The sequence below is a fragment of the Laceyella sediminis genome (assembly GCF_003003125.1).
In the GTDB taxonomy this organism is placed as follows: Bacteria; Bacillota; Bacilli; order Thermoactinomycetales; family Thermoactinomycetaceae; genus Laceyella; species Laceyella tengchongensis.
This window is the reverse complement of sequence record NZ_PVTZ01000008.1, coordinates 175,297-190,273: the sequence shown is the minus strand read 5'-3', so window position 1 is coordinate 190,273 and position 14,977 is coordinate 175,297. Positions and strand designations below refer to the sequence as shown.

The following is a 14,977-nucleotide window of genomic DNA, read 5'->3' as shown; positions in this document are numbered from 1 at the left end:
TAAACATAGAAAAAACTCCTTATAGAGTGTTTTTTATTGATTCGACAAAAAAGGCTGCTGACCCTGCCTTTCAAGGCAGTTTGTCAGCAGCCTCAAGCACCCAGTGAGGTGCTTTTTCTTTTGGCAGATTACACGCGGGTGACCAAGCCGGATTTGAGAGCACGGGTGCTCACATATACGCGTTTTGGTTTGCCATCAACGAGGATACGCACTTTTTGTACGTTTGCTCCCCATTTCTTTTTGGTTTTGCGGTTGGAGTGGCTAACTTTATTTCCGGTACGTCCTTTTTTGCCAGTAATATAACATACGCGAGCCATTCTTCTGCACCTCCTCTGTCTTTCGTGCGAAAGGCTTCCGGGGATGGATATGATCCGGTGGGAAGCCCCAACGAAAATGGCAGGATCGTCCATGTTCCTGCGTCATGCTGATGGCCATTCCCCATGATGGAAGACTGGGGATTCTTGAGTGACCGCTTCGATGGAAGGGCGACCCAAGCGCACTCCGCCGGCCCAGCGGTGCCACGGATTTCATTGTCATCGGAAAGGCGCCGGACTGGCAGTTAAGTTCACCGCTTTGTCCAGCCTACTTCCTTCATCCGTTCGATAAGGACTAAACACCAGCACATTGTAGCATACCTCTTCTTTACTTGCAAGGTGCAGAAGAGTTCAGTATCATGAATGTGTTGTTATCCTTTAAATCATCTTGGCAGTATTGTACAATTGTTCTAGTTAGCAAAGAAACCTCACTTCGGGAGGAATATGTATGAGCTTAGAAGTTTCCACGCAATATGGACAAATCGAAGTGGCCAATGAAGTGATTGCGACGGTAGCGGGCATTGCTGCGATGGATTGCTACGGTCTTGTTGGCATGGCTTCACGTAGTCAACTGAAGGACGGAATCACTGAACTCCTGAGACGGGAAAACTTGAGCAAAGGGATTGAAGTGCGTTCGGAACACGGTGAAATCGTGATCGACATGCATATTATTGTCGGCTATGGCACCAAGATTTCGGAAGTGGCTCACAACGTTCAATCAAAAGTGAGATACACCCTTGACCAAATGATTGGGCTCAAGGTGAATCAAGTCAACATCTTTGTACAGGGTGTGCGGCTGGTGAATGAGGAATAAGGAGGAACACTGTTGGGACAGCAATTTATTGACGCAACAATGTTTTTACAGATGATGCGCGCCGGTGCGCGTAGCTTAAATAATAATGTGGAAACGGTGAATGCCCTGAACGTTTTCCCTGTGCCGGACGGGGATACGGGGACCAACATGAACCTGACCATTACTTCCGGTGTGCAGGAAATGGAGAAATCCGCCACGGCTGAGACCGTGGGTAAGCTGGCGGAAGCGCTTTCTCGGGGACTCTTGATGGGTGCGCGTGGCAACTCGGGCGTGATTTTGTCCCAGTTGTTCCGCGGCTTCTCCAAAGCGGTTGTCGATAAGGAACGGATCAACGCCCGCCAACTGGCCGACGCGTTTCAGCGTGGGGTGGAGACGGCTTACAAAGCCGTGATCAAACCAGTTGAAGGGACCATCTTGACTGTGGCGCGCGAGGCTGCCGATGCGGGGATGAAGCGGTCCTGGGGCACCGAAGATCCGTTGGTGATCATGGAAACGGTGTTAAATGAAGCCAAGCGGACACTGGCGCGGACGCCGGACATGTTGCCCGTGCTGAAGACGACGGGGGTTGTCGACGCCGGCGGTCAGGGGTTGGTCTTTATTTATGAAGGGATGTTTGCCGCCCTTTCCGGACAAGCAACGGCTGAAGCTACCGAAGTTTCCGCGTTGCCCGATCTGGATTCTCTGGCTTCGATGGCGCATGAAAATTTCCAAGCTAAGATCGACCCATCGGAAATCGAGCACGGCTACTGCACGGAATTTATCATTAACCTGAAAACCGACCGCCGCGAAACCAAGCCGTTCGATGAAGAGGCGTTTCGCAACGAAATCGGCCAGTTTGGCGACTCGCTCTTGGTTGTATCTGACGAAGAATTGGTAAAAGTACATATCCATGCGGAGTTTCCGGGTGATGCCCTCAACTGCGCCATGGCATATGGGGATTTGACGCGAATCAAAATCGACAACATGCGTGAGCAACACGCAGCAGCGGCCGGTGAAGCACCAGCGGCTAAACCTGCGCCAAAAGCTGCGCCGGACAAAAAGTACGGCATTGTGGCCGTGGCGGCAGGCCCGGGGATTGCTGACATCTTCCGTTCGCTACAAGTAGATGTGGTGATTGAAGGGGGTCAGACGATGAACCCTTCGACAGAGGAGATCGTCAAGGCGATCCGCCGCATCAATGCGGAGCATGTCATCATCCTGCCCAACAACAAGAACATCATTTTGACGGCAGAGCAAGCAGGCGAAGTGGTTGACACGCCAGTGACCGTGCTGCCGACGCGCACCATACCGCAAGGATTGTCCGCTCTATTGGCCTTTGATTCCGATGCTGAACCGGCTGCCAATGAAGAGCGTATGCGGGAAGCGTACCAAGCAGTACAATCGGGTGAGCTTACTTACGCCATCCGCGATTCCAAGCTCGATGGGCATGAGATCAAAAAAGGTGACTACCTTGGAATCCGCGAAGGCAAGATCGAGCTGGTCGGTCAAGAAGTGACCGAGACGGCGGTGGAATTGGTGACGCGGATGATCGGTGGAGGGGCGGATGTGGTGACGATCATCTACGGTCAAGATGTGACCGCTGACCAAGCCGAAGCCCTTCAAAAAGCGATCGCGGAGAGACATCCTGATGTGGAAGTGGAAGTCCATGAAGGCGGGCAACCGGTCTACTACTATCTCTTCGCCGTAGAATAAGCTTGTGGGAGGTCTCAGCATGGGAAATGTGAAAGTCTTTTGTGACAGCACTGCCGACATTCCGCAACATCTGATCGAGGAGCTGGATGTCACGGTCATTCCGGTCAAAGTTCAAGTGGCGGGAGAATCGTATTTGGATCGGGTGACGATCACCCCCGCTCAGTTTTATCAAAAGATGAAAAGCACGCCTGATCTGCCAATGACTTCGCAACCGTCTCCGGTTGAGATCACCGAGGCGTATCGGGAAGCGATTGAAGCCGGAGCGAAGGAGATTTTGTCGATCCATATTTCGTCCAAGATGAGCGGCACTTACCAAACGGCGTTGTTGGCTAAGTCGATGATTGAAGAGGAATACCCCGATGTCCGCATCGAGGTGATTGACAGCCGGGCAGTGACGTACGCGCTGGGCGTGCTCGTGGTGATGGCGGCCCGGGCGGCGAAACAGGGTCGGTCTTTGGCCGAATTGCAAGAATTGGTTCAGCGCTTGCGCGAGGAGCAAATACTGGTGGCATTGGTCGACACCTTGGAATATCTGCAAAAAGGTGGCCGGATTGGGAAGGCGTCTGCGCTGGTCGGTTCGCTCTTAAACATCAAGCCGATCATCTCAATTAATGACGAAGGCGAGATTTACGCGATCGACAAGGCGCGAGGGAAGAACAAGGCGCAAGCCAAAGCGTTTGAGTTATTGAAAGAGAAGGGGCCATCCGGACCGGTTTCTGCGGCGATCCTGCATGCCGATGAAAAGGAACAAGCTGACATCTGGCTGGAAAAAGTCAAAGAGTCGTTCGATGTCAAAGAAGTGGTCGTGGTCGATCTCGGACCGGCTGTTGGAACCCATGCGGGACCAGGTACCATCGGTTGTTTGCTGGTTCCCGTGGAGGAAAGTTAACTTGCTGTCGTGATTGAGGTGGAAAAATGAAGTACCGAACTGTTTTTGATATTATAGGTCCCATTATGATTGGTCCTTCAAGTTCTCACACAGCCGGGGCGGCAAGAATCGGACGTGCGGCTAGGACGATCTTCGGACGCCAGCCCAAGCGTGCCATCATTACGCTGTACGGATCGTTTGCGAAAACTTACCGCGGGCATGGAACCGACGTTGCACTGGCGGGTGGACTGTTAGATTTTGATACTTTTGACAAACGAATGGTGCATTCGCTTGACATCGCCCGGGAAGAAGGAATGGAGATCATTTTTCGGGAATCTGAAGAGTTGACGGATCATCCCAACACGGCGCGGATCCGTTTGGAGGATGAAGAGGGCGACGTGGAAGTAGTGGGTGTCTCGATCGGCGGTGGCAAGATGGAGATCATCGAATTGAACGGTTTTGACTTGAAGTTGTCAGGCAATGATCCCGTGTTGCTCGTTTTGCACCAAGACCAGTACGGCGCGGTAGCCAGTGTGGCCACCGTGTTGGCCAAACATCAAATCAACATCGGATTTATGCAAGTGTCGCGGAAAGAAAAAGGCTCCCAAGCGCTGATGTCTATCGAGACAGATCAGAAAGTGGAGGAAGAAGTGCAAGCGGCAATCAGGAGCTTACCCGGTATCCATGCCGTGACGATTTTATAATCCGCCAGAGTAACCGCCGTTCCTTGTCGACCGGCGGTTTTCTTTGACGGATGATATTGGCAACCCTGCGCCGCTCTCGCATGGTTTATCATGGAGATAAAAAGGGATTTTTCCGGTTTGAATGGAAAAGGGGTTAAGCCCCGCTTGCGTTGGGAACGGGTGTGGCAATAGATCCGGAAAATTATGTGACAGAGAAGGGGATTGGAACGATGAAGTTTCGAACCGTGGCAGAATTGGTAGAGCTGGCGGAATCAGAACACCTGAAAATATCAGATGTGATGCTTGCCCACGAAGCAACGGTGTTTAATCGGCCGGAGGCAGACATCTTTGAAGAGATGGGGCGCAACCTCGATGTGATGCTTGAAGCGATTAAACGGGGATTGACCGAAGACATTCGCTCGCATAGCGGTTTGACGGGCGGAGATGCCAAAAAAATACAGGAGTACAAGCGCACCGCACCGGTCTTGCTTTCAGGCGGGACAGTATTGGATGCGGTTTCACGAGCCACCGCCGTTTCGGAAGTGAATGCGGCCATGGGCACGATTGTCGCCACCCCTACAGCGGGAGCATGCGGTATTCTGCCGGGCACGATTGCTACTGCGGCGGAAAAACTGGGTTCCGATAGGGAAACGATGATCCGCGGATTGTTCACCGCGGGAGCGATTGGCTTTTGTATTGCCAATAACGCCTGTATCTCTGGAGCTGCTGGCGGATGCCAAGCTGAAGTCGGCTCTGCTACGGCGATGGCAGCGGCGGCGGTGGTGGAGATGGCCGGGGGAACGCCTTCGATGTCTGCGGAAGCGGTAGCCATCGCATTGAAAAACATGCTCGGCTTGGTGTGTGATCCGGTGGCCGGCCTGGTGGAGGCGCCCTGCGTCAAACGAAACGCGATGGGCGCTGCCATTGCGATGGTGGCGGCGGATATGGCGATGGCGGGCGTCAAAAGTGTGATCCCTACAGATGAAGTGATCGATGCCATGTACAAAATCGGCCAATCGATGCCCGTGGCCCTGCGCGAAACAGCTTTGGGCGGTTTGGCGGCCACTCCCACAGGCCGGGTGCTGGAACGGCAAATTTTTGGGACGATCGACCAGAAATCATGAATTTGAGCCAAATTCCGGTGGATGTCCTTCCCGGAGTGGGAGAGCAACGGAAACAAGATTTGGCCGAGCTAGGGATTCACACCATTGCCGATTTGTTGGCGCATTACCCTTATCGCTATGAAGATTACCGCTTAAGCGAATTGTCGCAAGCTGCGCACGATGACCGAGTGACGGTGCGGGGGCAGGTTTTCGGACAGCCAAGCGTCCGCTGGTTCAACAAGAAAAAGTCGCGCATGACCGTCAAACTAGATGTCGACGGTGTGATGGTGAACGTTATTTGGTTTAACCAAGCTTATTTGAAAGACAAGATCCGGGTGGGCCAAACATTGGTCGTCTCCGGCAAATGGGATCGGCACCGCCTTTCGATCACCGCCGACCGCACATTTGTGAGTCAAGCGGAACAAGAGAAGCATCTGGGCCGGTTGGAGCCAGTTTATTCTGTCACCAGTTCGATCAAAATGCATTGGTTGCGCAAATTGATTTATGAAGCGTTTACGCAGTATGGGCGGGAGATAGAAGAAGTCTTGCCGCAGGAATTGCGCGAGCGGTATAAACTAATTCCGCGCGCCCAGGCTATGTACTACCTCCATTTTCCCAAAGGCAAAAAGGAAGGCATGCAAGCGCGACGCCGCATGGTGTATGAGGAATTGCTGTTGTATGAACTGAAGCTCATGTGGTTGAAAAAAATAACCCGCACGGAAACGGAAGGGATCGCCCATCAGTTTTCTGCCGACGAGGTGGAGGCATTCATTGCTAAGCTGGCCTTTCCGCTGACTGGGGCGCAACGGCGCGTAGTTGAAGAAATTTTGTCCGACATGAAGGCGCCGCACCAGATGAACCGCTTGTTGCAGGGAGATGTGGGGTCGGGCAAAACGGTGGTGGCCGCAATCGCCTTGTACGCCAACTATTTGAGTGGACACCAAGGGGCGCTAATGGTGCCGACGGAAATCCTGGCTGATCAGCACGCCAGCTCCATCAGCAAGTTGTTAGCTCCGTTCGGGGTGAATGTCGTCCCGTTGACGGGAAGCATGACGGCCAAGGAGCGGCGGGAAGCGCTGGGGCAGATTCAGATGGGCTTGGCGAATGTTGTCGTTGGCACTCATGCCTTGATCCAAGAAGCGGTGGTTTATCGTGATTTGGGTTTGGTCATCATGGATGAACAGCACCGTTTTGGTGTCAAACAACGAGCCACCTTGCGGCAAAAAGGAGGCGCGCCGGATGTGTTGCATATGACAGCAACACCGATTCCGCGCACATTGGCGATCACCGTGTTCGGGGAGATGGATGTGTCGACGATTGACGAAATGCCAGCTGGCCGTCAGCCGATTGACACGTATTGGGTTAAAAAAGACCTGTGGCCCCGTATTGTTAATTTCATCGCCAAGGAGTGCAAAAGCGGGCGCCAAGCTTATGTGATTTGTCCGCTGATTGAAGAGTCAGAGAAGCTAGATTTGGAAAACGCTCAGGAAGTGTTTGAACAGCTGGCTACTCAGTTGGCTCCGATCCGGGTCGGCTTGTTGCACGGACGGATGGCCCCGGCGGAAAAAGAAGAAGTGATGCGGTGTTATGCGGAAAATGAGGTGCAAGTGCTAGTGTCAACCACAGTGGTCGAAGTGGGGGTTAACGTGCCCAATGCGACGGTGATGGTGATTTATGACGCCGACCGCTTCGGCTTGGCGCAATTGCACCAATTGCGTGGCCGGGTTGGGCGCGGTGGGGGCGCTTCCACCTGTGTGCTGGTGGCCGACCCCAAGTCGGAAATGGGCGTGGAACGGATGCGCATCATGACCGAAACGACGGATGGATTTGAAATTTCCCGCCGAGACTTGGCATTGCGCGGGCCGGGTGATTTCTTGGGTGTGAAACAGAGTGGCCTCCCCGATTTCAAGTTAGCCGATTTGAATGAAGATGTTCGGGTGTTGGAAGTGGCGCGCGCGGATGCGGCTTGGCTGGTGGATCAACCGGACTTTACCACCCGTCCCGAGTGGCGTCCCCTCGTGGAATATTTGCGTGAAAATCAATTGGAAACGATCAAGCTTGATTAAGCCCGTCTAATTGAGACGGGCTTTTTGGTGTTTTCGGGGCTGGATTTGCGGCGCACAGTCATGCCCGGAAGCGTATGCATAAGATGAAGCGTTGACACAACGGGGGTGAACAGTGTGAGTAAAACAGCGTTTTACCGTGAGTTGGTGCAGGAGATCAACCAAACGGTTGGCAGGGAAGCGGTGACTACCGAGCAGCTAAAAGAATTGGTTCGCCAAGCGAAGATGATTCGGCGAACGCAAGGGCTGATGGGACTGCTGGCATTTGCTAACCAGTTGCCGTACCGCTTTCTCACACCGCATGAAGTGCAAATGATCCAACGTTCGCCGCGATACAGAGAGCTGTCTAGGCGCACCTTGCAAATGTTGGTGATGGAGGGGGTGATCACCCCGTTTGAAGCGAATATGGTGCGAATCTGATCGACTGCGATTTAGGCGGCGGGTATGGGTGTCCATCCATACGGTGGTTGCCTTGGTTTCATATGGTATAGGGATTGATTTGACCACCTAAGGGAGAGGAAAGGAATGAAGAAAAAACACCCGAAAAAAAACGTGATGAACAAGCGGGTCCTCAGAACCCAAAATCTAGAAAAACCCGTTTTCGGCTTTATCGATGAATTTCCGTGGGAAGAGGCTGGAGCGATGGGGGAACCGAAGCCATCGTCGAACCAGGACTTCTCCGAGTATATGGCTGACGGCTGGGAAGAGGACTGGATTTTCGGTGGCGGATGGGAGCCTCACCATGAAATGCCCGCGCCGATGGAAGTGGATAAAAAGCGCAAAGGGGACGAAAAAAAGAAGAAGTTTTCGCCTTACGCTGAATCATCTGAGCCGACGTCACGGCTGGAAGAAGTGGAATGGCCCGATTTTTCTGAACTGGCCTTGGATGACTGGGATACGCAAAGCGACGTGGAAGAATGTCCGCCCGGTTTTGATGAACTGTCTCAAATCCGATTGTCACATCGGTCCAAAAAAACGAAAGCGAGAAGAGGGAAAGCCAAAGCTTGACACTCCACACGGCTAAAGCCGTGGATTCTTGGGTCATTAGCGTTCGCAGTCCGTTTCCTTTTGAACAATGCCCAAGTTTAGGGGTGTGCCATCACCCCGTCCCATGCAGTTAGAAATGTACCCACACGGGCGGCATACCTGTTACCAGTACGCTAGCTCCTTTTGCCTCACTCTCATGGTTTTACCCAGTGGGATGAGCACCGCTCATATGTTCGATTATACCACAAATTGGTTGCTCTTACCATCCCAAAAAAGGGGATGTCGAGCAACGCCGCTTTTCATCCCACGATTCAAACCGTGGGCTTTCAGTCGACAAATTTCTATAAAAAATAGGCTCGCGGATATTCCGCGAGCCCGATGTATCTTCCACAACATCGGTGTCAGATACTTAATGGGAGAGGAGAAACCGGAGGAAGAGCTTATGGGGAAACGTAAGTCTTCTCCGCGGTTTGACAACATCATCACGACGCTGTCATCAATTAGGATTGCCGGTTTACCCTTTTTTATACATCCTGCAATCATTTTATTTTAGATCTTCTTTATGGTAGGATTAAACGTGTTATGTTCAATTGAACTAAGAGGAGCAAGGTGACGATCCATGCGAATTATTGCTGGCAACCGCAAAGGAACGCGGCTGAAAATGGTGCCTGGCCAACATGTTCGACCGACGGCTGACCGTGTGAAGGAATCGCTGTTTTCGGTGATCGGTCCGTTTTTTGACGGCGGATACGCCCTCGATTTGTTTGCTGGGACGGGTTCATTGGGTTTGGAAGCGCTTAGCCGGGGAATGGAGCGCGCTTTTTTTGTGGACCAATCTAGGACAAGTTGCGAGACGGTCAGAGCGAACGCAGCGTTGGCGAAGTTGTCGGAGCAAGTGGAAATCATGCGCCGAGACGCTAGGGCGGCATTAAAAACCTTGAACGAACGAGGCATTCAATTTGACATCATTTTTCTCGATCCGCCTTACCACAAACAATTGCTCATTCCCGCTTTGACGGAGATCGCCGAGCTAGGTTTGGTGGCGGAGGAGGGGGTGGTGGTGGCGGAGCACCCAAGCCAAGCCTCCATGCCTGAAAAGGTTGGGCGACTGACTTCTTTTCGTAGCTTGTCCTATGGCGACGTGGCGATGACGTTGTATACTCCGGAAGAGAAAGAAGGGGAAAACACATGAAAGTAGCCGTCTATCCAGGAAGTTTCGATCCGATTACATATGGCCATTTGGATATCATTGAGCGAGGGGCCAAGGTGTTTGACAAGATTATCGTTGCTGTTTTGGTCAACTCGTCCAAAAAGCCCCTGTTTAGTGTAGAAGAACGCAAAGCGTTGATCAGTCAAGCGACGGCTCATTTGCCGATGGTGGAAGTGGACAGTTTTGACGGATTGCTCGTCGATTACTTGCACAAACGGCAAGCTAACGTCATTCTGCGCGGCCTCAGGGCGATTTCTGATTTCGAATATGAATTGCAACTCGCATCGACCAACCGCCAATTGCGCCCGGAAGCGGAAACCTTCTTTTTGATGACAAGCAATCAACATTCGTTTATCAGTTCCGGCATGGTGAAAGAAGTGGCCAAACACGGCGCCGATGTCAAAGAGTTGGTACCGAGTCATGTGGCGATGGCATTGGCCAAAAAATTTGACCGCGAGTAATTTCCTACACTCCAAGCAGGTTGAGCAAGTGTATATGGCCCGCCCGAAAAAGAAACAAGAGCTCTCAGCCGCCACAGCATGAGAGCTCCCCTCATTTTCAAGAGACGGAACGATGGCGCATGCGTTCGCATAAAATAAAGATACAACTCAAAACCAAGATAGTGATGGAAGTCCATTCCAATCCCGTCCACAACGGCGTCTGTAGCGGATGAAACACGGACACAGCCGCGGGCATATGGTGTAAATGTTTTTGCAACAACGGATACAAAAGAACAGTCAAAGCGCTGGAGATGAGCGCATGCAACAAGCGGGCTACAAAGTACGGGGCGTAGCGGATATCCGTCCGGCTGATCATGCTCGCCACTTGCGCGTGGATGGAAAGCCCGTTGAAGCCGATGACTAGGCTGACGATAGTCAATTTGAACATCAGCGGGATAGCTGGCGAAGCGGCGCTAGCTAGTTGCGATCCCAATGTGATTTCAAATATGCCGGCGGTAATCGCTTCCGACAGGCTGGCCGGAAAGGAAAAAAACTCCAAAACGTGGGCGATGCCCCTGTTGAAGAGTGTGGTTATGCCCACATAATTGACTAAGTGAGTGAGCACCGAGAACATCATGATAAAGCCACCGATCAATAGGAGGGTTTGCACGGCCGAAGTTACGGCTTGACCGATTAATTGTCCGAGTGTTCTGCTATCTTGTAGGCGGGCGCGATGCATCGCCCGCAAGGCTCGCAACAGGATGAAGCCCGTTTTTTTGACCGGCGGTTTGGAAGGTGGCGCTTTCGGCTCATGAAATCGCATGAGGAAGCCGACGGCAAACGCTCCTAAGTAATGGGCGAGCGCGAGGATAATGCCGACTGAGGTACTCTCAAAAAAACCGACGGCCACGGCCCCAAAGATAAACAGCGGTCCGGCGGTACTGGTGAAGGAAACAAGGCGCTCACCTTCTTCCCGTGAGATCAATCCCTGTTCCCGTAAGCGGGAGGTAAGTTTGGCGCCCATCGGATTGCCTGAAATCAATCCCACCGCCATCACAAAACCGCCTGCACCTGGCACGCGGAACAACGGCCGCATCAAGGGTTCCAATAAGACACCCATAAAATGGACGACTCCGAAGCCCATCATCATCTCTGCCGTGATAAAAAAAGGGAGCAACGCCGGGAACACGACATCCCACCAGATTGACAATCCCCGAATGGATGAGCGGAAGGCTTGCTCCGGATACATCAGTAGCACAACCGCGATAAAGAACGCGATGAACGCAAACGTGACCGTTTTTAATTGACTTCGGAGAAGGGGTTGCATCATATTTATTCTCTCCTCGTGGACAACTCAGACATTAACATGTCTACGTAAAACGTGCGTGATTTAGACCGTTTATTCTAAGAATGGAGGGTGGTTCATGGCACGCCCCAAAATCGGCCTGGCGTTGAGTTCAGGCGGTGCGCGCGGAATGGCGCATCTGGGTGTGGTGAAGGTATTGAAGGAAGCGGGAATCGATGTCCAATATGTGGCTGGGAGCAGCATGGGAAGCGTGGTTTCAGTCATGCTAGCCAATCGATTGGATTTAGATTTGTGCGAAAAGTTGGTTTCCGGTCTACGGGTGAAGCATTGGTTGGACCTGACGGTGCCCAAAATGGGTTTGGTCATGGGGGAGAAAGTGCAAGAACTGATCCGCCTATTGGCCCACCGCAAACGGATCGAAGAACTGCCGATTCCCGCGAGGATCGTGGCCACCGATCTAGTCAAAGGGGAGCCTGTCGTATTCAAAGAGGGGCCGATTGATGTCGCGGTGCGGGCTAGCATTGCCATTCCCGGCATATTTGAACCGGTGCGGCTCGGTGATCAGATATTGGTTGACGGGGGCGTCATCGATCGCATTCCGGTATCGGTGGTGCGGGAAATGGGGGCTGATTTTGTGATTGCCGTTGATGTCATCCCCAGGGTAAACAAGGCCAAGATCAAAAATATTTTTGATGTGATTGCGCAAACTTTAGTTATCATGGAGAAAGAAATCACCAGCCAGCGTTGGCCGATGGCGGATTTCCTCATCCATCCCGATGTGGCTGACATTTCGCCGACGGCGTTCAACCGGATGGATGAATGCGTCAAGCGCGGAGAAATGGAAGCGCGAAAAGTTCTGCCCCAACTGCTGGCGTTAATTGAGAATTGGCAAGGAGAGAAATCACGAGATGAGCTTGAATCGGTTTGACCAACGGAATATTTGGGGGGTGATTGCCCTTTCAATCATCTGTTTTCTGATCGGGGGTGCTTTTTTGATCCCCATCCCTTACTTTGCCATCGGTCCTGGCAAGGTGGTGGAAGTGGGGCCCTTGGTGACCGTGGGCAAAGAAAAGGGCAACGAGGAAGGGAGTTTTCGGCTGACCACGATATCGATGAAGCAGGGGGCTCCTGTCGACCTATTGCTGTCGCGCTGGACAAGTACTACTGAACTGGTTCCAGAGGAACACATTTTGGCCGAGGATGAGGATAAGCGGGATTACCAGCGCAGACAAACCGTCAATATGCGCTTATCACAGAATCAGGCAATCGTAGCTGCCTTTCGCCATGCCAAACGGCCTGTGTCCCAAAAAGTGCTGGGAGTTGAAGTGGAGCGGGTGCTGAAAGAAGGAGCCTCCTCTCTCAAAGAAGGGGATGTGATTAAGCGGATTGACGGAGAGCCGGTTGCTTCGATACAGCAATTGATATCCCGTCTCAGCCGCAAACGAGCGGGTGAACGCGTGGCATTGACTCTTTTGCGCGATGGCAAAGAACTGCGAATCACCGCGTCCTTAGTTCCTTTGCGGGTTGAACCGGGGTCCAAGCCGCGTGCTGGGCTGGGAATCGTGCCGGTGGAAAAAGTGGAAGTGAAAACAACACCGCCCACCCACATCGACGCCCAGGAGATCGGTGGCCCTTCCGCAGGCCTGATGTTTGCTTTGGAGGTCTTAAACCGGTTGGTTCCGGAAGATTTAACCCGAGGGTACCGGATCGCGGGAACGGGGACGATCACGGCGGATGGGGAAGTTGGACAGATCGGGGGGATTCAGCACAAAGTGGTGGCCGCGGATAAAGCAGGCATGGATTTGTTTTTTTGCCCCAAAGACATTCGTCCCGAAGATCAAAATGAAAAAACGGCTAAGCAAACGGTGAAGCGCTTGGGAATCAAGATGAAAGTGATTCCCGTGTCCGATTTGGATGAAGCAGTTCAGGCGCTGAAAAAGTTGCCGCCGAGGGGACAGGCATCTTTCAAGTCAAAAACATTGACAGGTGTCGCTTAAGTGTCTTATAATAACCCTGTTTTTACACAAGGAGTGGAATCATGCAGATTTCCCTGCACAAGTTGAACCAAGCAAAAGACGGGCAACTCGTGATACGTGAAACGGTTGCTCTGGACACGATGCCTGGTGAAGTCCCAGGGCTGATTCGGTTAGCGCCCGTAGAGGTCGAGGCCCGTGTGACGCGGCTCGATCCACACTTGATCGAAGCAGATGCCGAAGAGGAAAGCAAGGCGACTTTCACCTGTTCGCGCTGCTTGCAAGAGTTCGAAACACCGGTTCATGTCAAGTGGACGGAGTTGTTCACGGATGAGGCGCATCGGGCCGTGGAGACAGAGGAGCAGGAGATCCACTATTTCGAAGGGAACGAGCTGGATCTTTCCCCGTACATTCGGGAAGCGCTTATGCTCCAACTACCTTACATTCCGGTGTGTCGGGAAGATTGCAAAGGACTCTGTCCAAAATGTGGCGTCAATAAAAATGCCGATTCCTGCAATTGCCAAGTGGAGAAGATCGATCCGCGTTTGGCAGCTTTGCAGGATTGGCTCGATCAAAACAAATAAAAGACGTGTGAAAACTTCCCGGTCTTATGTTACATTCTTATAGGGGGTGAAACAGTATGGCAGTACCATTTAGACGCACTTCTAAAACTCGTAAGCGCAAACGTCGCACCCACTTCAAACTTTCCGTACCAGGTATGGTAAATTGCCCGCAATGCGGAGCTCCGAAGCTATCCCATCGCGTGTGCAAAGAGTGTGGGCACTACAAAGGCTCTGAAGTTGAAGGCGTAGTAAACGAGTAATAGCGAGCCAAGAGCCGACGGTGAAGTCGGCTCTTTATATTTTTTCCATTGCCCAATAAGCGTTTTTTTTATATACTGACTTAGTACCTGGTATTAGAATGTGGTATTAAAGAGAGGTGGGCTCCGCTATGCGCATCCCAAAAAAAGAGAGACAAAGAATAATCGCTCAATCCTTTCAAGAAGAACCATTTTTGACAGACGAAGAAATGGCCAAGCGGTGTAATGTAAGCATCCAAACGATTCGTCTGGATCGCGTTGAATTGGGGATTCCCGAATTGCGGGAACGAATTAAGCACATGGCGGAGAACCATTTTGATCCTGTAAAGTCGCTGTTGCAGGAAGAAGTGATCGGAGAAATTGTCGATTTACAATTGGATCAAAGTGGTGTGTCCATTCTGGAGATAAACAAGGAGCATGTATTCGCCCGCAATCAGATCGCCCGGGGGCACATCCTTTTCGCCCAGGCCAACTCGCTTGCAGTGGCCATCGTCGATGCAGAGGTGGCTTTGACGGGATCGGCGGGAATCCGATTTGTGCGCCCCGTCCGATTGGGAGAGAAATGTATTGCGCACGCTAAGGTTATCAGAAAGCAAATTAACAACAGTTTGCAAGTGGATGTGAAAACCAAAGTGAATGGCGAGATTGTCTTCCAAGGGATTTTTGATGTGTACCGCTTGGAAGACGGGCGTGTATCCATGTGA

The 14,977-nt window shown here is 52.1% G+C and carries 17 protein-coding genes; 15 read left to right on the top strand and 2 right to left on the bottom strand.

Annotated features, from left to right (window positions below):
* Window positions 1–128 precede the first annotated feature (128 nt).
* A complete protein-coding gene (gene rpmB / locus CLV36_RS11160; protein ID WP_022736392.1) occupies window positions 129–317 on the bottom strand; it encodes a 50S ribosomal protein L28 in 189 nt (62 codons plus the stop codon).
* Window positions 318–762: 445 nt separating this feature from the next.
* Between rpmB and CLV36_RS11155 the strand changes: the two genes are divergently transcribed.
* The 10 genes from CLV36_RS11155 to coaD all read left to right on the top strand — a co-directional run bounded on the left by CLV36_RS11155 (window position 763) and on the right by coaD (window position 10,195).
* Window positions 763–1,128, top strand: a complete 366-nt coding sequence (locus CLV36_RS11155) for an Asp23/Gls24 family envelope stress response protein (protein ID WP_102992814.1) — start codon at window positions 763–765, stop codon at window positions 1,126–1,128.
* A 39-nt stretch (window positions 1,129–1,167) separates the two neighbouring features.
* A complete protein-coding gene (locus tag CLV36_RS11150; RefSeq protein ID WP_106342724.1) occupies window positions 1,168–2,820 on the top strand; it encodes a DAK2 domain-containing protein in 1,653 nt (550 codons plus the stop codon).
* Window positions 2,821–2,839: 19 nt separating this feature from the next.
* Window positions 2,840–3,709: a DegV family protein gene (locus tag CLV36_RS11145; protein ID WP_106342713.1), complete on the top strand. Its 870-nt coding sequence runs from the start codon at window positions 2,840–2,842 to the stop codon at window positions 3,707–3,709.
* A gap of 26 nt (window positions 3,710–3,735) precedes the next feature.
* Window positions 3,736–4,392, top strand: coding sequence for an L-serine ammonia-lyase, iron-sulfur-dependent subunit beta (gene sdaAB / locus CLV36_RS11140; protein WP_102992811.1), 657 nt, complete (start codon window positions 3,736–3,738; stop codon window positions 4,390–4,392).
* 209 nt (window positions 4,393–4,601) lie between these two features.
* Window positions 4,602–5,495: an L-serine ammonia-lyase, iron-sulfur-dependent, subunit alpha gene (gene sdaAA, locus CLV36_RS11135; RefSeq protein ID WP_102992810.1), complete on the top strand. Its 894-nt coding sequence runs from the start codon at window positions 4,602–4,604 to the stop codon at window positions 5,493–5,495.
* Window positions 5,492–7,540, top strand: coding sequence for an ATP-dependent DNA helicase RecG (gene recG, locus CLV36_RS11130; RefSeq protein WP_181352999.1), 2,049 nt, complete (start codon window positions 5,492–5,494; stop codon window positions 7,538–7,540). Before sdaAA ends, recG begins: the two co-directional genes overlap by 4 nt.
* A gap of 114 nt (window positions 7,541–7,654) precedes the next feature.
* Window positions 7,655–7,957: a hypothetical protein gene (locus CLV36_RS11125; RefSeq protein ID WP_102992808.1), complete on the top strand. Its 303-nt coding sequence runs from the start codon at window positions 7,655–7,657 to the stop codon at window positions 7,955–7,957.
* A gap of 105 nt (window positions 7,958–8,062) precedes the next feature.
* Complete coding sequence (locus tag CLV36_RS11120) at window positions 8,063–8,545, top strand: hypothetical protein (protein WP_106342711.1); 483 nt, start codon at window positions 8,063–8,065, stop codon at window positions 8,543–8,545.
* A gap of 598 nt (window positions 8,546–9,143) precedes the next feature.
* The gene (gene rsmD, locus CLV36_RS11110) at window positions 9,144–9,716 is read left to right on the top strand and encodes a 16S rRNA (guanine(966)-N(2))-methyltransferase RsmD (RefSeq protein WP_102992806.1); all 573 of its coding nucleotides are present in this window, start codon (window positions 9,144–9,146) and stop codon (window positions 9,714–9,716) included.
* Window positions 9,713–10,195 (top strand): pantetheine-phosphate adenylyltransferase, encoded by a 483-nt coding sequence (gene coaD, locus CLV36_RS11105; protein ID WP_106342709.1) that lies wholly within the window; start codon window positions 9,713–9,715, stop codon window positions 10,193–10,195. The genes rsmD and coaD overlap by 4 nt, the downstream gene beginning before the upstream one ends.
* A gap of 97 nt (window positions 10,196–10,292) precedes the next feature.
* On the opposite strand, the gene ylbJ is transcribed toward coaD, so the two are convergent.
* Window positions 10,293–11,504 (bottom strand): sporulation integral membrane protein YlbJ, encoded by a 1,212-nt coding sequence (gene ylbJ / locus CLV36_RS11100; RefSeq protein ID WP_223247950.1) that lies wholly within the window; start codon window positions 11,502–11,504, stop codon window positions 10,293–10,295.
* A gap of 94 nt (window positions 11,505–11,598) precedes the next feature.
* On the opposite strand from ylbJ, the gene CLV36_RS11095 reads away from it, so the two are divergent.
* The 5 genes from CLV36_RS11095 to fapR all read left to right on the top strand — a co-directional run bounded on the left by CLV36_RS11095 (window position 11,599) and on the right by fapR (window position 14,977).
* Entirely contained in the window at window positions 11,599–12,408 is an 810-nt protein-coding gene (locus tag CLV36_RS11095; protein ID WP_102992804.1) for a patatin-like phospholipase family protein, read from the top strand.
* Entirely contained in the window at window positions 12,389–13,477 is a 1,089-nt protein-coding gene (locus CLV36_RS11090; protein WP_102992803.1) for a SepM family pheromone-processing serine protease, read from the top strand. The genes CLV36_RS11095 and CLV36_RS11090 overlap by 20 nt, the downstream gene beginning before the upstream one ends.
* A 41-nt stretch (window positions 13,478–13,518) precedes the next feature.
* Window positions 13,519–14,037 carry a YceD family protein gene (locus CLV36_RS11085; RefSeq protein ID WP_022736378.1) on the top strand — a complete coding sequence of 173 codons (519 nt, stop codon included), beginning with the start codon at window positions 13,519–13,521 and terminating at the stop codon, window positions 14,035–14,037.
* A gap of 56 nt (window positions 14,038–14,093) precedes the next feature.
* Window positions 14,094–14,276, top strand: a complete 183-nt coding sequence (gene rpmF / locus CLV36_RS11080) for a 50S ribosomal protein L32 (protein WP_083465011.1) — start codon at window positions 14,094–14,096, stop codon at window positions 14,274–14,276.
* A gap of 128 nt (window positions 14,277–14,404) precedes the next feature.
* Window positions 14,405–14,977 (top strand): transcription factor FapR, encoded by a 573-nt coding sequence (gene fapR / locus CLV36_RS11075; protein WP_022736377.1) that lies wholly within the window; start codon window positions 14,405–14,407, stop codon window positions 14,975–14,977.